The organism is Ensifer sp. 4252 (assembly GCF_050434565.1).
Lineage (GTDB): Bacteria > Pseudomonadota > Alphaproteobacteria > Rhizobiales > Rhizobiaceae > Ensifer.
The window spans coordinates 174,644-192,788 of sequence record NZ_JBNDIU010000003.1 but is presented as its reverse complement, the minus strand read 5'-3'; the positions used below and the strand labels follow the sequence as shown (position 1 = coordinate 192,788).

General features: G+C 62.3%; 13 protein-coding genes and 1 tRNA gene. 7 read left to right on the top strand and 7 right to left on the bottom strand.

Annotated features, from left to right (window positions below):
* Positions 1-75 precede the first annotated feature (75 nt).
* Entirely contained in the window at positions 76-1,308 is a 1,233-nt protein-coding gene (locus tag ABIE33_RS09900) for an SGNH/GDSL hydrolase family protein (protein ID WP_429124716.1), read from the top strand.
* A gap of 121 nt (positions 1,309-1,429) precedes the next feature.
* Here the strand turns inward: ABIE33_RS09900 and ABIE33_RS09895 are convergent, their stop codons facing one another.
* Both ABIE33_RS09895 and gltB read right to left on the bottom strand, forming a co-directional pair.
* Positions 1,430-2,887, bottom strand: a complete 1,458-nt coding sequence (locus ABIE33_RS09895) for a glutamate synthase subunit beta (protein WP_429124349.1) — start codon at positions 2,885-2,887, stop codon at positions 1,430-1,432.
* 104 nt (positions 2,888-2,991) lie between these two features.
* Positions 2,992-7,716, bottom strand: a complete 4,725-nt coding sequence (gene gltB, locus ABIE33_RS09890) for a glutamate synthase large subunit (RefSeq protein WP_429124348.1) — start codon at positions 7,714-7,716, stop codon at positions 2,992-2,994.
* A gap of 556 nt (positions 7,717-8,272) precedes the next feature.
* Between gltB and ABIE33_RS09885 the strand changes: the two genes are divergently transcribed.
* Positions 8,273-9,319, top strand: coding sequence for a threonine aldolase family protein (locus tag ABIE33_RS09885; protein WP_429124346.1), 1,047 nt, complete (start codon positions 8,273-8,275; stop codon positions 9,317-9,319).
* 40 nt (positions 9,320-9,359) lie between these two features.
* Here ABIE33_RS09885 and ABIE33_RS09880 read toward each other — a convergent pair whose 3' ends face one another.
* On the bottom strand, positions 9,360-10,217 hold the full coding sequence (locus ABIE33_RS09880) for a LysR substrate-binding domain-containing protein (protein ID WP_429124344.1): 858 nt from the start codon (positions 10,215-10,217) through the stop codon (positions 9,360-9,362).
* Between the two features lie 96 nt (positions 10,218-10,313).
* On the opposite strand from ABIE33_RS09880, the gene ABIE33_RS09875 reads away from it, so the two are divergent.
* A complete protein-coding gene (locus ABIE33_RS09875; RefSeq protein ID WP_429124714.1) occupies positions 10,314-11,306 on the top strand; it encodes a bile acid:sodium symporter family protein in 993 nt (330 codons plus the stop codon).
* Between the two features lie 90 nt (positions 11,307-11,396).
* On the opposite strand, the gene ABIE33_RS09870 is transcribed toward ABIE33_RS09875, so the two are convergent.
* The gene (locus ABIE33_RS09870; RefSeq protein ID WP_429124342.1) at positions 11,397-11,858 is read right to left on the bottom strand and encodes an Hsp20 family protein; all 462 of its coding nucleotides are present in this window, start codon (positions 11,856-11,858) and stop codon (positions 11,397-11,399) included.
* A 394-nt stretch (positions 11,859-12,252) separates the two neighbouring features.
* Here ABIE33_RS09870 and ABIE33_RS09865 point away from each other — a divergent pair, with 394 nt between their 5' ends.
* Positions 12,253-13,218 (top strand): alpha/beta fold hydrolase, encoded by a 966-nt coding sequence (locus ABIE33_RS09865; RefSeq protein ID WP_429124340.1) that lies wholly within the window; start codon positions 12,253-12,255, stop codon positions 13,216-13,218.
* Between the two features lie 107 nt (positions 13,219-13,325).
* On the opposite strand, the gene hisN is transcribed toward ABIE33_RS09865, so the two are convergent.
* Entirely contained in the window at positions 13,326-14,099 is a 774-nt protein-coding gene (gene hisN, locus ABIE33_RS09860) for a histidinol-phosphatase (RefSeq protein WP_429124338.1), read from the bottom strand.
* 380 nt (positions 14,100-14,479) lie between these two features.
* Positions 14,480-15,361, bottom strand: a complete 882-nt coding sequence (locus ABIE33_RS09855) for an N-formylglutamate amidohydrolase (protein WP_429124712.1) — start codon at positions 15,359-15,361, stop codon at positions 14,480-14,482.
* 195 nt (positions 15,362-15,556) lie between these two features.
* Here ABIE33_RS09855 and cpdR1 point away from each other — a divergent pair, with 195 nt between their 5' ends.
* From cpdR1 to ABIE33_RS09840, 3 genes are all read left to right on the top strand, one after another.
* Positions 15,557-15,919 carry a response regulator CpdR1 gene (cpdR1, locus tag ABIE33_RS09850; RefSeq protein ID WP_025424823.1) on the top strand — a complete coding sequence of 121 codons (363 nt, stop codon included), beginning with the start codon at positions 15,557-15,559 and terminating at the stop codon, positions 15,917-15,919.
* A gap of 272 nt (positions 15,920-16,191) precedes the next feature.
* A tRNA-Val gene (locus tag ABIE33_RS09845) sits at positions 16,192-16,266 on the top strand.
* Between the two features lie 394 nt (positions 16,267-16,660).
* Complete coding sequence (locus ABIE33_RS09840) at positions 16,661-17,353, top strand: alpha/beta fold hydrolase (RefSeq protein WP_429124336.1); 693 nt, start codon at positions 16,661-16,663, stop codon at positions 17,351-17,353.
* Between the two features lie 103 nt (positions 17,354-17,456).
* Here ABIE33_RS09840 and ABIE33_RS09835 read toward each other — a convergent pair whose 3' ends face one another.
* A complete protein-coding gene (locus ABIE33_RS09835; RefSeq protein WP_429124334.1) occupies positions 17,457-18,134 on the bottom strand; it encodes a peroxiredoxin-like family protein in 678 nt (225 codons plus the stop codon).
* Between the last annotated feature and the right edge of the window lie 11 nt (positions 18,135-18,145).

Here is an 18,145-nt window from a genome sequence, read left to right as displayed (position 1 = left end):
CCTTGCCGCCGCCGTCCGTTCGATGGATGATCAGACATGCATGCGAAAACCAAGGCCCGGACGACAGGCGGCGGAATGCCCTGGAGGACTGCGACGATGATCGTCGCCGCGGCCGCGATGCTGTTCGTCGGCTTTGCCGCAAGTTATGCCGAAGCCCAGCAGAGGGTGCAGCGACGCAACCTCTTCCAGATGCTGTTCGGCGGCCTCACGCGCGAACGGCGTGTTATCGACGAGCGGTACGAGTTTCCGCAACAGCCGCGGCCCAGGCGCGCCCGCCAGAACCAGAACCCGAACCAAGGTCAGCCACGGCAGAAGGCACCCGGCCGGCAAAAGGCAAGGCCTGCCATTGCCGATGCGGCTCCAGTGCCGCAACCGGTTGAAAAGGCGCCGGACGCCAAGAAGGTTCTTGTTGTCGGCGACTTCATGGCCGGCAGCCTTGGGGATGGACTGAAGACCGCCTTCGAGATGACCCCGGGCATCACCATCGAAACGCGCGCGAACGGTTCGTCCGGCCTGGTGCGCGAAGATTACTTCAACTGGCCGGTAACGCTCCCCACCTACGTGGGCGAGATCAAACCTTCGGTCATCATCATCAGCCTCGGCGCCAACGATCGCCAGCAGATGCAGATCGGCAGCGCCAAGGAAAAGTACCGCAGCGATCTTTGGACCGAGGAATACCGCAAGCGCGTCCATGGGCTGGCGGAGCTTGCACGCAAGGAAAAGCTGCCGGTTCTGTGGGTCGGCATGCCGCCGTTCCAGTCGGCTGCAATGACTGCCGACATGGTGACGTTCAACGGCATCTACAGCGAGGAAGTCGAAAAGGTCGGTGGTCAGTTCGTCGACATCTGGGACGGTTTCGTCGACGAAGCCGGCAAGTTCGTGCTGACCGGCTCCGACATCAACGGCCAGCAGGTTCGATTGCGCGGCGCCGACGGCATCAACCTGACCAAAGCCGGCAAACGCAAGCTGGCGTTCTACGTGGAAAAGGATATTCGCCGCCTGCTGGGGGATGCCGCCGCGACCGACAAGGATGTGCCGGGCGCCGATGGCCTGAAGGATCTGGTCGTTACCGCGCCGCTTGCCAACGAGGACATCGTCAAGACGCAGCCGATTGGCCTGACCGATCCGGATCTCGATGGCGCTGCAGCACTGCTCGGCGATGCCGCACCCAACAAGGGCACCGGCAAGAGCCCGCGCGACCGGCTGGTCGACAAGGGCGATGTGGCCGCAGCGCCTGCCGGCCGTGTCGACGATTTCCGTCTCGCCAAACCAGGGACAATCATCAGCAATCCGGTGATCAGGAACTAACCCTCTTTTGGGCTGCTGAGTGCAACTGTTGTCTCGGCGATCCCTTCGCCAAAAGGACCTTGAATGCGAAAGGGCCCCGCCATGATCCGGCGGAGCCCTTTCGCGTTTGGGAGCAATGATGTCAGCGCGGCAGGATCGACGATCCCATCAGCGCCTCGTCGATCGCGCGGGCGGCCTGGCGGCCTTCGCGGATCGCCCACACGACGAGCGACTGGCCGCGGCGAACGTCGCCGGCCGTCCAGAACTTGTCGACCGAGGTCTTGTAGTCGCGGTCGTTGGCCACGACATTGGTCGAGCCGCGACGGTCGGTGTTGAGCGTCAGCTTGTCGCCGAGATCCTTCAGCACGCTATCGGTGAACGGGCCGCTGAAGCCGATGGCGATGAAGGCGAGATCGGCCTTGATGATGAACTCCGTGCCGGCGACGGGCTTGCGGCGGTCATCCACCTGGCAGCATTTGACGCCGATGAGGTTGCCGTCCTCGTCGCCGACGAACTCCAGCGTCGCGACCTGGAACTCGCGGATCGCGCCTTCGGCCTGGCTGGACGAGGTGCGCATCTTGGTCGCCCAGAACGGCCAGACGGCGAGCTTGTCTTCCTTTTCCGGCGGCTGCGGGCGAATGTCGAGCTGGGTGACCTTGACGGCGCCCTGACGGAAGGCCGTGCCGACACAGTCGGACGCGGTGTCGCCGCCGCCGACGACGACGATGTGCTTGCCGCCGGCAAGAATAGGTGCCGCCGGCCAGCCGGTGCTGTCGATGTTTTCACGGCCGACGCGACGGTTCTGCTGCACGAGATAGGGCATGGCATCATGAACGCCGGCAAATTCGACGCCGGGGATGCCGGCATTGCGCGGCGTTTCGGAGCCACCGCAATAGAGCACCGCATCATGACCGTCGATCAGTTGCTCGACCGGCAGGTCGACGCCGATGTTGACGCCGCAATGGAAGGTGACGCCCTCGCCCTTCATCTGCTCGACGCGGCGATCGATGAAGTTCTTCTCCATCTTGAAGTCGGGGATGCCGTAGCGCAGCAGGCCGCCGGGCTTGCTCTCGCGCTCGTAGAGATGAACCTCGTGACCGGCGCGCGCCATCTGCTGGGCAGCCGCCATGCCGGCCGGGCCCGAACCGATGACCGCGACCTTCTTGCCGGTCTTGGTGACGGCCGGCTGCGGCACGATGTAGCCCATCTCATAGGCCTTGTCGGCGATCGCCTGCTCGACGGTCTTGATCGCGACCGGGGCATCCTCGAGGTTCAGCGTGCACGCCTCCTCGCACGGCGCGGGGCAGACGCGGCCGGTGAACTCCGGGAAATTGTTGGTCGAATGCAGGTTGCGGATCGCCTCTTCCCAGTTGCCGTTGTAGACCAGATCGTTCCAGTCGGGGATCTGGTTGTGCACCGGACATCCGGTGGGCCCATGGCAATAGGGAATGCCGCAGTCCATGCAGCGCGCCGCCTGCTTCTGCACTTCCGGCTCCGACATCGGAATTGTGAATTCGCGGAAATGGCGGATGCGGTCGGACGCCGGCTGGTACTTTGCCACTTGCCGGTCGATCTCGAGAAAACCAGTTACCTTACCCATCGTATCATCCTGATAGCTTCGCGTCTGAACAGGCGCTTGAGACAAGCGCGCGTGATGAACCCCCGAACCCTTTTCGGAATCGGGAGCCCTTTTCACCGGGACCTCTATTCGGCCGCCTCTGCCATTTTCATGCGTTCCATGTCTTCGAGCGCACGACGATATTCGACCGGCATGACCTTGCGGAATTTCGGCCGGTAGTCTGCCCAGTGATCGAGGATCGCCTTTGCCCGGGGCGAGCCCGTGTGGTGCAGGTGATTGGAGATCAACTGGTAGAGCCGCTCCTCGTCGTGGCGCGTCATATCGCCGGATACGTCGACCATGCCCTTGTGCATGATGTCGCCGCCGTGATGATGCAGCTTCTCGAGCATGTCGTCCTCTTCCGGCACCGGCTGCAGTTCGACCATCGCCATGTTGCAGCGGCGGGCGAAATCGCCTTCCTCGTCGAGGACATAAGCAACACCGCCGGACATACCGGCCGCGAAGTTGCGGCCCGTTGTACCGAGAACGACGACGACACCGCCGGTCATGTACTCGCAGCCGTGGTCGCCCACACCTTCGACGACGGCAATGGCGCCGGAGTTGCGCACGGCGAAGCGTTCGCCGGCAACGCCGTTGAAGTAGCATTCGCCCGAGATCGCACCGTAAAGCACGGTGTTGCCAACGATGATCGAGTTTTCAGGCACGATCCTGGTGTTCTCAGGCGGCCGGACGATGATACGGCCACCGGAAAGACCCTTGCCGACATAGTCGTTGCCATCGCCGACCAGATCGAAGGTGATGCCGCGCGCCAGGAAGGCCGCGAAAGACTGACCCGCCGTGCCCTTGAGGGTCACGTGGATCGTATCGTCCTTCAGGCCCTTGTGACCCCAACGCTTGGCAAGCGCGCCCGAAAGCATGGCGCCGGCCGATCGGTCGACGTTCTTGATCACGGCTTCGAAGGCGACTGGCGCCTTGGTCTCCAGCGCGATCTTCGCCTTCTCGATCAGCGTGCGGTCGAGCACGTCGTCGATCGGATGCTTCTGACGGCTCGTCCAGTAGGTTTCTTCCTTCGGAGCGTCGACCTTGTGGAAGATCTTCGAGAAATCGAGACCATTGGCCTTCCAATGGGCAAGCGCGCCGTCCTTATCCAAGAGTTCGGAAGCACCGATGATTTCATCGAGCCGGCGCACGCCGAGCGATGCGAGGATCTCGCGCACTTCCTCGGCGACGAAGAAGAAGTAGTTGATGACGTGCTCGGCCGTGCCCTTGAAGCGCTTGCGCAGCACCGGGTCCTGGGTCGCGACACCGACAGGACAGGTGTTGAGGTGGCACTTGCGCATCATGATGCAGCCGGCGGCGATCAGCGGCGCGGTGGCAAAACCGAACTCGTCGGCACCGAGAAGCGCTCCGATGATGACGTCGCGACCCGTCTTCAGGCCGCCGTCGACCTGAAGGGCGACTCGCGAACGCAGGCCGTTCAGCACCAGCGTCTGCTGGGTTTCGGCGAGGCCGATTTCCCATGGGCTGCCGGCATGTTTCAGCGAGGTCAGCGGCGATGCGCCGGTGCCGCCGTCGAAGCCGGCAACGGTGATGTGGTCGGCGCGTGCCTTGGCGACACCGGCGGCAACCGTACCGACACCCACTTCCGAGACCAGCTTGACCGAAACGTCGGCTTCCGGATTGACGTTCTTCAGGTCGTAGATCAGCTGCGCCAGATCTTCGATCGAATAGATGTCATGGTGCGGCGGCGGCGAGATCAGGCCGACGCCCGGCGTCGAATGCCGGGTCTTTGCGACGGTCGCGTCCACCTTGTGGCCGGGCAGTTGGCCGCCTTCGCCGGGCTTGGCGCCCTGGGCCACCTTGATCTGCAGCATGTCGGCATTGACCAGATACTCGGTCGTCACGCCGAAGCGGCCGGAGGCGATCTGCTTGATCGCCGAACGTTCAGGGTTGGTCGAGCCGTCGGGCAGCGGCAGGTAGCGGTCGCTTTCCTCGCCGCCTTCACCGGTGTTCGACTTGCCGCCGATCCGGTTCATGGCGATCGCCAGCGTCGTATGCGCCTCGCGGCTGATCGAGCCGAAGGACATGGCACCCGTCGAGAAGCGCTTGACGATGTCGGTGGCCGGCTCGACCTCGTCGACCGAGATCGGCTTGCGGCCGGCAGCCTCCGCGTTTTTGACCGTGAACAGGCCACGGATCGTGTTCATCCGCAGCGCCGAGTTGTTCACCATCTCGGCAAATTCGCGGTAGCGGTCCTCAGCATTGCCGCGCACCGCATGCTGCAGCGATGCGATCGCATCCGGCGTCCAGGCGTGGCTTTCGCCGCGCATGCGGTAGGCATATTCGCCGCCGATATCGAGCGTGTTGGCCAGCACCGGATCGGCACCGAAGGCCGCCTTGTGACGGGCGACGGTTTCGGCCGCGATCTCTTCAAGGCCGATGCCTTCGATCGTCGTTGCCGTCCCGAAGAAGAACTGGTCGACCAGCTTCGAGGACAAGCCGACAGCGTCGAAGATCTGCGCGCCGCAATAGGACTGGTAGGTCGAAATGCCCATCTTGGACATGACCTTGAGGATGCCCTTGCCGACGGCCTTGATGTAGCGGTAGACCACTTCGCTGCCGTCGACTTCCTTGGGGAAATCGCCGCGCTTGTGCATGTCTGTCAGCGTATCGAAGGCGAGATACGGGTTGATCGCTTCGGCGCCATAGCCGGCGAGCAGGCAGAAGTGGTGCACCTCGCGCGGTTCGCCGGATTCCAGCACGATGCCGACCGAGGTGCGCAGACCCTTGCGGATCAGATGATGGTGCACGGCGGCCGTCGCCAGCAGCGCCGGGATAGCGACGCGGTCCGGACCGACCTGGCGATCGGAAAGAACGATGATGTTGTAGCCGCCCTTGACCGCCGCTTCCGCCCGTTCGCACAGGCGATCGAGCATTTCCGGCATGCCTTCGGCATCGCGCGAAATGTCATAGGTGAAGTCGAGCGTCTTGGTGTCGAACCTGTCCTCGGTGTGACCGATCGAGCGGATCTTTTCGAGATCGCCATTGGTCAGGATCGGCTGGCGCACCTCAAGCCGCTTGGCATGCGCCATGCCGGCATGGTCGAGCAGGTTCGGACGCGGACCGATGAACGAGACGAGGCTCATCACCAGCTCTTCGCGGATCGGATCGATCGGCGGGTTCGTGACCTGCGCGAAGTTCTGCTTGAAATAGGTATAAAGCAGCTTGCGCTTGTCCGACATTGCCGAGATCGGCGTGTCGGTGCCCATCGAGCCGATGGCTTCCTGGCCGGTGGTCGCCATCGGCGACATCAGGATCTTGGTGTCTTCGAGAGTGTAGCCGAAGGCCTGTTGGCGGTCGATGAGGGAAACGTCGCGACGCAGCGCGCGCGGCTCCACTGGCTTCAACTCCTCGAGAATCAGCTGGGTATCGTCGAGCCACTTGCGGTAGGGATGCTTGTCGGCGAGCGAAGACTTCACCTCCTCGTCGGAGATGATGCGGCCCTGCTCCATGTCGATGAGCAGCATCTTGCCCGGCTGCAGACGCCACTTCTTGACGATCTTTTCTTCGTCGACCGGAAGCACGCCGGCTTCAGACGCGAGGATGACGCGATCATCAGAGGTGACGATGTAGCGCGCCGGACGCAGGCCGTTGCGGTCGAGCGTCGCGCCGATCTGGCGACCATCGGTGAAGGCAACGGCTGCCGGGCCGTCCCACGGCTCCATCAGGGCTGCATGGTATTCGTAGAACGCCTTGCGCTCGGGCGACATCAGCTGGTTGCCAGCCCAGGCTTCGGGGATCAGCATCATCACCGCATGCGAGAGCGAGTAGCCACCCTGCACCAGGAATTCGAGCGCGTTATCGAAACAGGCGGTGTCCGACTGGCCCTCGTAGGAGATCGGCCAGAGCTTGGAGATATCGTCGCCGAAGAGTGGCGAGGACACGGAAGCCTGGCGAGCCGCCATCCAGTTGACGTTGCCACGAAGCGTGTTGATTTCGCCGTTGTGGGCGACCATGCGGTAGGGGTGCGCAAGCTTCCAGGACGGGAAGGTGTTGGTCGAGAAACGCTGGTGGACCAGGGCAACGGCCGACTGGAAGCGCTCGTCCTCCAGATCCTTGTAGTAGGCGCCGACCTGATAGGCCAGAAACATGCCCTTGTAGACGACGGTCTGCGTCGACAGCGACACGACGTAGAAGCCGAGGTCGCCGCCTTCGGCTTCCGCATAGATGCGGTTGGAGATCACCTTGCGCAAAGTGAACAGACGGCGCTCGAATTCGGCATTGGTCGCAGCATCGCGGCCGGCGCCGATGAACACCTGGACATGGTGCGGCTCGGTGGCGGCAATGTCCGGAGCCTTGGAAAGCGACGAATTGTCGACCGGCACGTCGCGGAAGCCGAGCACGTGCTGGCCTTCCTCGGCGACAACTTCGCTGATCACGTCCTTGAAATGGGCGATCAGCTTCTCGTCGCGCGGCATGAAGAGGTAGCCGACGCCGTATTCGCCGGCCTTCGGCAGGGTGACGCCCTGCTTGGCCATTTCCTCGCGGAAGAAGCGGTCAGGAATCTGCACGAGGATGCCGGCGCCGTCCCCCATCAGCGGGTCGGCACCGACGGCACCGCGGTGCGTCAGGTTTTCGAGCATGAACAGGCCGTCGCGCACGATCTGGTGCGACTTCTCACCCTTCAGGTGGGCGACGAAGCCGACGCCGCAGGCATCGTGTTCGTTGCGCGGATCATAGAGACCTTGTTTTCGCGGCAGGCCGGACGGGAAAACGGGCGTTTTTTCAGCCGTCGCAACAGTGTGTGCGAGGTTGAGCCCAGATTGCTGTGATGGCGTGTGATCCGTCATCGTCTTCCCTCCTGTTGAACCCGGCACGTCCCGGGCATACCTGCGCCCGCGCATGGCTCTCCGTCGCACGCATCCGCATGCCGCAAAGCCGGGGCATTCATCGTCTCATGATCCTGATCAGGTCGCAAATAATGCACGGCATCATCAGGCATTGATGTCAGTGACCATCCTGATGGCAGGCGTTAACAACCGGATGAAATCCGGCGGATCCCCCTGCGCCACACGCCGATTGCCGATTTTTGGGGCACTTGCGGCGATTGTTCCGGTCCCTAGACCGAAATAGGACAGCAAGACTGTCCTATTTCATGCGCTCTATGCCAGAAACCGCCCCCCTCCGCAAGGGGCATATGAGCATTTATTGGAAGAGATTTTGCCGAACATTGCCGGAAGTTTCGCGGTTTTATAATTTAATTACGGCAAACCGACGTTTTCTTCATTTTGGTTTCAAACTGGTATCCTGTTGGCCTCCATCGCAAGCACCGTGATTGATCCGGCCGGCAAGTGGTTTATGGTCGCCCGAACGCAGTCGATACGACCGTAAACAGGACGATATGTGATGATTTTTTCCTCCGATAACTGGGCTGGCGCCCACCCGGCCATCGCCCAGAGCCTCGTGACCCATGCCGACGGCTACGCATCCGCCTATGGCACCAGTGACCTCGACCGGAAGGTGGAGAAGAAACTGTCGGAGGTTTTCGAACGCGATGTTGCGGTCTTCTTCGTCGGCACCGGAACGGCCGCCAACTCACTGGCGCTTGCAAGCACCAACCGCGCCGGGGGCGTCGCGTTCTGCCACCGCGAAGCCCATGTGACCGCCGACGAGTGCGGCGCTCCGGAATTCTTCACCCATGGATCGAGGCTGAAGCCCGTCGATGGCAAACACGGCAAGATGGATGCATTCCGGCTTGAGGCGGAAATTCGCCGCTACCCGCTCGACAATGTCCATGGCGGTCAGCCGATGGCGGTCACACTGACGCAGGCGACCGAGAGCGGCACCGTCTACTCCCTTAATGAGATCGAGGCGATTGCCGCCGTCGCCAAGGCACACAAGTTGCCGCTCCACATGGACGGCGCACGCTTTGCCAATGCGCTGGTCAGCCTCGATGCCACACCGGCCGAGATGACCTGGAAGCGTGGCGTCGACCTCGTTTCCTTCGGCGGAACGAAGAACGGCTGCTGGTGCGCCGAGGCCCTTGTCCTCTTCGATCTTTCCAAGGCGCATGAGATGCACTTCCTGCGCAAGCGCTCGGCGCAGCTTTTCTCGAAATCGCGCTTCGTCTCTGCCCAGTTCGATGCCTATCTTGAAGGCGGTCTCTGGCTCGACCTTGCACGGCATTCCAACGCCATGGCCCGACGCCTTGCCGACGGCATCGCTGCTTCGCGCAACAGCCGGCTCGGCTGGCCGGTCGATGCCAACGAAGTGTTCGTCATCCTGAAAAAGCACGTGGCGACGAAACTGCAGGAGCAAGGCGCCGTGTTCTACGACTGGCCGGTTCCGCACGACCTCGCCGGAAGCCTCGGAACTGACGAGGGCCTCTACCGTCTGGTGACGAGCTTTGCCACCAAAGTCGACGACGTCGATCGCTTCGTCGCGGCCTGCTGAGGCGGCTGCATAAATCGGTTTCGAAGCTCGACGCTGTCGCTCACGCCTGGCCCTGCAGCGTCCGCACCTTCGTCAGGATCTCGGTCGAGAGCGCCGCAATCAGCTTCTGATCGGCGCCCTTGCTCGGGACCAGCACGAACTCGACATCCTCCAACGGCGGCAAGGTGCCGGCGGGTATTTCCCGCAGGCCCTGCGGCGCCATGCTGCGCGGCTGAACGAGCACGCCCATGCCTGCCTGCGCTGCAGCCGTCAGTCCGCTGAGGCTGCCGCAGGTGCAGACGATCCGCCACGGCAACCGATGCCGGTCGAGCACCTCGAGCGCTACGCTGCGGGTGATGCTCGGCGGCGGAAAGGCGATCAGTGGCAGGACCCTGTCGCGTTTTATGCGTTCGGGATCGCGCGCCAGCCAGACCAGTGGCTCGCGATAAACCAGTTCGCCGCGCGGATCGCCCAGCCGCCGCTTTGCCAGCACCAGATCGATCTCGCCGCCATCCTGCATCTGGTAGAGCACGCCGCTGAGCGCCACCGTCAGTTCGAGTTCCACCGACGGATGCGCCCGGACGAAATCTTCGAGTACGCCGGGCAGCCGGCTGGTGACGAAATCCTCCGATACGCCCAGCCGTAACCGGCCGCGAAGGCTGCTTTCGGCAAACAGCGCCTTGACCTCGTCATCGATCGCCAGCATCGAGCGCGCATGGGCAAGCAGCGCCTGACCATCCGTGGTCAACGACACCCGATGCGTGTCGCGGGCAACGAGCTTGCGCCCGAGCGAGGTCTCAAGCCTTTGAATATGCTGGCTGACCGTCGATTGGCCAAGCGCCAGCCTCTCGGCAGCAAGGGTAAAGCTGCCCATCTGTTCGAGCGCCACGAAGCTGCGCAATTGCACGAGGTCGAGCATAGCTTATCCGATTTCACGATAACTGTTATTCCTTGCATCCTGCTTCATAATGACATTTCTCGGCAAGGTGTTTTCTCCATGAAGCCAGTGACAGACATGCGCCGCTATCTTCCCGACACCTTCACCCTGCTCCTGCTTCTTACTGTGCTTCTGGCATCGATGCTGCCGATCCATGGCGAGGCGACGGCCTGGTTCGCTTTGGCGACGAAGGTGGCCGTGGGCATGGTCTTCTTCCTGCACGGCGCGCGGTTGTCGCGCGACGTCGTCGTCGCCGGCTTCCTGCATTGGCGGCTGCATCTGGCGATCCTGTTATCGACTTTCGTGCTGTTCCCGCTGATCGGCCTTGCGGTCGGCTTCGTGCCGTCATCGATCCTGCCGCCGGCGCTCTATACCGGCATCCTGTTTCTCTGCGTGCTGCCCTCGACGGTGCAGTCGTCGATCGCCTTCACGTCGGTTGCCGGAGGCAATGTCCCGGCAGCGATCTGCTCCGCATCCGCCTCCAACATCTTCGGCATGTTCCTGACACCGCTTCTGGTCGGCTTCTTGTTTTCCGCCGGCGGCCACGGCGGCGTGTCGCTGGATGCGCTGGAACAGATCCTGCTGCAGCTGCTGGCGCCGTTCATCGTCGGCCAACTGTTGCAGCCCTGGATCGGCAGTTGGATCCGGGCACGCAAGGGTCTGCTTGCCCCCGTCGACCGCGGCTCGATCCTTTTGGTCGTTTACCTCGCCTTCAGCCAGGCCGTCACATCCGGCCTATGGCAGACCTTTTCGCTCGCCGATCTCGGGGTGCTGGTGGCAATCGAGGTGGTCATGCTGGCGCTCGTGCTCGCCGTCACCATGTTCGGCAGCCGCCTGCTCGGCTTCAACCGCGCCGACGAGATCGCCATCACCTTCTGCGGCTCCAAGAAAAGCCTTGCGAGCGGCATCCCGATGGCAAGCGCCATCTTCGCCGGCCAGAACATCGGCGCGATCGTGCTGCCGGTCATGCTCTTCCACCAGATCCAGTTGATGGCCTGCGCGGTGATCGCTCAGCGTTATGCCGCCCACAAGGAACCGGATGCTGCAGTCGCCGAACCCGCCCGCACCTAGGCCCTATCCGGTAAAGCGCGAAAACAACGATCCAACAAAAAGAGGCGGCGTCCTTTCGGGCGCCGCCTCTTCAAGCTTGGGAGGGAGGGATTAGAGGCTCTGGGCCTCGATCTGCTTCGGCTGCGACGCGACCGACGTAATGTCGATCCGGCGCGGCTTGGCTGCTTCCGGGATCTCGCGGGTGAGGTCGATGTGCAGCAGGCCATTCTTCAGCGAAGCAGACTTGATCTCCACATGGTCGGCAAGCTGGAAGCGACGCTCGAAGGCGCGCTTGGCAATGCCGCGATGCAGGAACTGGTTTTCTTCGCCCTTGTCCTCGCTCTTTTCGCCCTTGATCGTCAGCGTATGTTCGCGCGCTTCGATCGACAGTTCGGTTTCGTCGAAGCCGGCAACCGCCATGGTGATGCGGTAGGCATTCTCGCCGGTGCGCTCGATGTTGTAGGGCGGATAGGTCTGAGCCTGATCAGGCTGGCCGAGGCTGTCGAGCATCGTGAAGAGGCGGTCGAAGCCGACGGTGGAGCGATAGAGGGGGGAAAAATCAACGTGACGCATGGTGTCCTCCTGGGAGCAACTGTTTGCGATATCTGGTCTGCCACCCCATCCAGGCAGCGGCGCGACCGGTGAACGGACCCGTCATCGGCGTCCGTGAGCACAACATGGGAATGCGATTTCGTCAGTTCAAGACATGCCGTCTCAAGTTTCTTGCCCGGTGAATGGCGCATGAATGGACGGTTCGGCCGCGGTTCAGATCGTGAGGATTAGAACGACCACACTGGGAGGAAATCTCCTGGGGCTGAAGTGACATGTCCCTTCTCCTTCAGCGGCCGGAAACGGTGATCGTCCGGATTTCACCCACCGTTTCCGGCTTTTTTCTTTGACGGCGCCAGGCCCGCCGCCTATCCCTTGTGATACCGATCAACGCGCCTTCACTCTGGTTTCGTCCGTTATGACCACGATCCTTCGCTCCACACCTGATAATCCGATACCGGACAATCACGTGGCGGGCTTCTTCGATGGAGCCGGCGGCCGCAAGATCCGCTATGCGATCTTCAAGACCAGGACGCCGATCGCGCGCGGCACGGTGGTGCTGCTGCAGGGCCGCAACGAATCGATCGAGAAATACTTCGAGACCATCGCCGAACTCAACGCTGCCGGCCTCTGGGTCGCCACCTTCGACTGGCGCGGCCAGGCAGGCTCGGAGCGGCTGCTGCCCGAGGCCGGGCGCGGCCATGTCGAGCGCTTTTCCTATTACGAGCGCGATCTGACCACCTTCCTCGAGCAGATCGTGCTGCCGGACACCCGCCTGCCCTTTTCGATCGTCGCCCATTCCATGGGCGCGCTGGTCGCACTGTCGCTCGCTCCAATGCTTTCGAGCCGCATCGATCGCCTGGTGGTGCTCGCCCCCTTTGTCGGCCTCGGAGGCCAGATAATCGGCGAGCGCAGCATCGCCAGCATGGCGACGGTGATGCGCTGGCTCGGCCTCGGCCGGCTGCCGCTGCACGCCGACAAGGGCAACCGCCCGTTTGAAAACAATGTGCTGACTGCCGATCACCGACGCTTTGCGCGCAATCTCGCCTTGACTGATGCCTATCCGGAATTGCGGCTTGGGCCGCCGTCGGCGCGGTGGCTGACCGAAGCGTTTCGCGCGGCGCGGCGGGTCACCCGCCGGGAGCATCTGACCCGCATTACCCTGCCGACGATCATCCTGGCGCCGACAGCCGACCGGCTGGTGCCGCATATCGCGGTCGAATGGCTGGCGCGCAATTTCCGCGCCGCCCACATGATCCCGATCGACGGGGCCCGCCACGAATTGCTGCACGAGGCCGATCGCTATCGCGCCCAGGCCATGGCCGCCATTCTTGCCTTCGTCGTTCCCGGTGAGGACGACAAGGACGAAGGCGAAGCAGCCTAAAGACATGTCGCGAAAACGTGTTCAGCGGTTTTGCGCGACATGCGCAAGACCAAGAGCTTGAAGCGCAGCAAGCGAATCCTGTAGATCGCGACGCGCTTTAAGAAGATTCAGCCTTTGAGGATTTCCAGCGCCTGCGCATGCAGCGTGGCGTTGCCGGCAGCGATGACTTCACCGCCCATTTCCGCCGGGCCGCCCTGCCAGTTGGTGACGATGCCGCCGGCCTGCTCGATCAACGGGATAAGGCCGCCGACATCGTAGGGCTTCAGCCCGCACTCGATCACCAGATCAACATGGCCGGCCGCAAGCAGCGCGAAGGCGTAGCAATCACAGCCGTAACGGAACAGCCGCACCTTGTCCTGCAGCGCCTCGAAGCGGGTCTTGTTGTCGCCGGTGTAGAGATGCGGCGATGTCGTAAACAGTACCGCGTCGGAAAGCGTGTCGCAGGCGCGGGTCGACAGCACCTTGTCGCCGTCAGGGCCGCGGTAAAGCGCCTGCTTGCCGTCGGCAAAGAAGCGCTCGCCGGTAAACGGTTGGTCCATCAGGCCCATCACCGCATCGCCATTGCGATAAAGACCGATCAGCGTGCCCCAGACCGGCAGGCCGGAGATGAAGGCGCGCGTGCCATCGATCGGGTCGATCACCCAGACATATTCGCGGTCGAGCCCGACATTGCCATGCTCCTCGCCGAGGATCCCGTGACCGGGGAAATTCTCTTCAATCAAGGCACGGATCGCGGCCTCTGCCGACTGGTCGGCTTCCGTCACCGGGTCGAAACCGCCCTCGAGCTTGTTGACGACGCTCGTGCCGATGCGAAAGCGCGGCAAGGTTTCCGCCTTGGCGGCATCGGCGAGACGATCGAAAAAGGAGCGGTCGGGCAGCATGTCACTCTCTTTAGGGAAGGAAGCAGGAAGGTCCGATCTGCATAGACGAAATCTGCAGAAAGGCAAACGGCCAGGCGACCAACTGGCAGCGATCGGAGATTGGCGTGCCTAGCGATCGTTTCGGTGCCGTCGATGCGGTTAAATTCCTTTGCCGCACTGCAAAAGTTTTCACTGTCTCAACTTGACAATTGTGCAGTGCAATATTAGGGTTTTTGTGCAGTCACTCGTGACTGTAAATACCCTCCTTGGGTGTTTCCTCCCTAGACTTAACCGCGCCACCGGCGCGGTTCTTTTTGAGGTCTACGACAGTGCCGCGCGTCATATTGGACGCGCAAAGGTCGCTGTAGCACTTTGAATTACTGCATGTTTCCTTAAAGCAGCTACTCCGCGGCAAGCGGCAGATAGGCGCCATAATCCTCGACATGACGCGCCAGCGAGGCGATGAAGCTGGTGAGATCGGCGACGAGCGCGCCGAAACCGGACTTCCGGACCAGCGTCGTCTCATCGACATAGAGCCCGCGATTGATCTCGATCTGCAGCGCATGCAGGCCGCGGCTCGGTCGGCCATAATGCTCGGTGATGAAACCGCCGGCATACGGCTTGTTGCGCGCGACGGTATAGCCGAGTTCCTGCAACAGATCGACGGCAATCCTCGACAGCTCCGCCGCGGAACTGGTGCCGTAACGATCGCCGATGATGAAGTCCGGCCGCTGGGCGCTGCCCGGCAGATGCACGTTGCCGGGCATCGAATGGCAATCGATCAATACCGACAGGCCGAACTGGACATGGGTGCGGGCAATGAGCTTGCGCAAGGTGGCATGGTAGGGCTTGTAGATCGTCTCGATGCGCGCCAGCGCGTCTTCGACGGGGAAGCGGCCGCGATAGATCTCCATGTTCTCGGCGACAAGCCGAGGCACGGTTCCAAGGCCGCCTGCCACCCGCATCGAACTGATATTGGCATGTGGCGGCACCGGCCCGTCAAACATGCGCGGGTCGAGTTCGTAAGGCTCGCGATTGACGTCGAGGAAGGCCCGCGGGAAATGCGCCAGCAGCATCGGCGCGCCGAGGAACGTCGCATTCTGAAACAGCTCGTCGACATAGTGATCTTCGGAACGGCGGATCGCCAGCGCATCAAGGCGCGACTGATCGAGAAAGGCCTGTGGATAAGAGCGGCCGCTGTGCGGCGAGTTGAATACGAAGGGAATCCGCTGACTTGCAGGTTCCAGAACCTCAAACAGCTCCCTCTCCGTCATCTCCCCCATCGGAACCCTTTTTACCATGTACGGTTCTTGCTGTTGTCATCATGTTGCCAGTTGGCCGGCTCTGTGTCCATAGTGCGCCCACTCCGGTTTCTGGGGAGTTGACGCGTCGCGTTCACGAGATATTTACCCCGTTGCGGTTTGGATAGAACGCCGCAATCCATACGCAATGAATAAAGAGAAGCAACGGCCGAGTTCATGACTGTGAAAATCCTTCTTGCCGAAGACGACAACGATATGCGCCGCTTCCTCGTGAAGGCGCTCGAAAAGGCTGGCTACAAAGTCATGTCCTATGACAACGGCGCCAGCGCCTACGACCGACTTCGCGAAGAGCCCTTCTCGCTTCTCCTGACCGACATCGTCATGCCCGAGATGGACGGCATCGAGCTTGCCCGCCGGGCAACCGAACTCGATCCGGATCTCAAGGTGATGTTCATCACCGGCTTTGCCGCGGTCGCGCTGAACCCGGATTCCAAAGCTCCGAAGGATGCCAAGGTCCTGTCGAAGCCCTTCCACCTTCGCGACCTCGTCGACGAGGTCAACAAGATGCTGGCCGCCTGAGACCAGACACTTTTCCACAACTGCCGCCGCCGTTCTTGACGCTTACGCCGGATCGGCGCGCATTTCAGATCGACCGCCGCGATCCACAGGGATCTTCGGCGGTCTTTTTATTTCAGTGACTTAAGCACAAAGCCCGGAAATCCGGGGCTTCCGGCAAGCCGGCGCGGGCGACACGCGATGGCTGAAAACGGCCGGCAAAATTTCTGTCAAAAAACCTTCGAAAACCCTATTGACGCGACAGCGGGTTCTATGGTCTATGCGCCTCATCGGATGGGCGTGTAGCTCAGCGGGAGAGCACTACGTTGACATCGTAGGGGTCACAGGTTCAATCCCTGTCACGCCCACCATCCTTACCCAGGCGAACTTCCCCATCGCCGGAAACCTTCACGCAGACGAAAAGCCAAGGGCAAGTTAGGCGATCAATCGCCCGGCGCGGATTGGCTCTATCCCCAGTCATTTCCCGAATGCGGCACCTGACCGCGGCGAGTGACTGACAGGCGCGGCAAGATGGGAAACCGGTCCGCCGTGACGGAATTGCTGTGCAAGGTGACGGCATCGCCGTCGTGGGCCGCGATAGCCGTCTCTGCACGGAATAATCCGGGTGCCTCATGGATCGGCCAACCTTGCCGCCCTACCTTGCTCTGGCGAACCGAACGCATCCGGCCGGCAGGAGGCAAGCGCCATGTCGACGGCAAAGTGCCCAGGCTTCGAGAGACCTCGCGGGAAAGAAAGGAACGGACAATGCCAGCCATCAAGAACATCGTTCTCGTCCATGGCGCCTGGGGTGACGCCTCGCATTGGCGGCACGTGATACCGCCGCTGCACGCCAAGGGCTACAAGGTCGCGGCAGTCCAGAACCCGCTGACGTCGCTTGCCGATGATATCGACCGGACATCGAAACTTGTGGCTGCACAGGATGGGCCGACATTGCTGGTCGGCCATTCCTATGGGGGTGCCGTGATAACCGGCGCCGGCCATGCGCCGAATGTCGCCGGCCTGGTCTATATCGCCGCTTTCGCGCCCGACGAAGGCGACAGTCTCGGCAGCATCTTCGCCCGGCGCGACGCCCCTTCCGGGGCCGGCAGTATCCGGCCGGACAAGGATGGTTTCCTCTGGCTCGACCAGGCGACGTTCCGCCAGAGTTTTGGCCAGGATCTCGGCGAGACCGAAGCACTGGTGATGGCCGTGGCGCAAAAGCCGATTGCCGGGCGCTGCTTTGAAGACAAGTCCGGTCCGCCGGCCTGGAAGGTCAAGCCCAGCTGGTATCAGGTGTCGAGCCGCGACAACATGATACCGCCGGAAACCGAACAGTGGATGGCCGAACGCATCAAGGCGAAGAAGACGATCACGCTCGACGCGAGCCACGCATCGCTGGCGTCGCACGCCCCGGAGGTGGTCGCGCTGATCGAGGAAGCGGTCGCATCGCTCGCCTGACGTCAGCCCCAACACAACCGACTGCCCCGGGAGACACCTCCATCTCCGGGGCAGGATGTTTTTTAAGGTGTGAGCGGCAGGCGCGGGGGCAACCCCGCCGTCGTCAATGGGCGACGCTCGACGCGGCCGACATCAGTTCCTCGCGGCGGGGCACGCCGAACATGTTATGTCCGTCGGCCGTTGCCTCGGTAAAGCTCCACCGCACGATCCCATCACGATCGAGCAGGAACTCGCCGACGAGCTGCCCTTCGCCCGTGGCGATCATGCGTTCGTCGTCCTGCGTGATTTCATACCCGTCCGCCTTGTCGAGAAAGGTCGACGCTGCCCAAGGATCCATCGCCGTGGGCAGCTCGCCCGGCATATCAATGCGCATCGCCAGAACGGTCTTCTTGGCGAGCTTGTGGGGCCATTCGTCCTCATCCTCGGTGAACTGAAGATTGGGCAAGCCGAACGCCCGATGTGACACCCGCTCCGGATCGGAAGCCGCCAGCAGATGCGGCAGCGGATGGTAGCGGAAATAGAGCCGGGCCCGGTCGATCGGCGTGTTGACGACCGTCAGGCTCTCGATGCCCTTTTCGCGCAGGACCCCGTCGAGCTGCGCCATCGCGGCGATCTGCCGTCTGCAGAAGGGGCAATGCAGGCCGCGGAACAGGCCGACCAGCACCGGCTTGCGACCGCGAAAATCGTCGATGGAAATCTGACCGTCCTGGGTAATCGCATCGAGCACCACGTTCGGCGCCCGGTCACCGGGCTGTAGTGGTCCATTGTGTTGTTCAACCATGATTCTGTCTC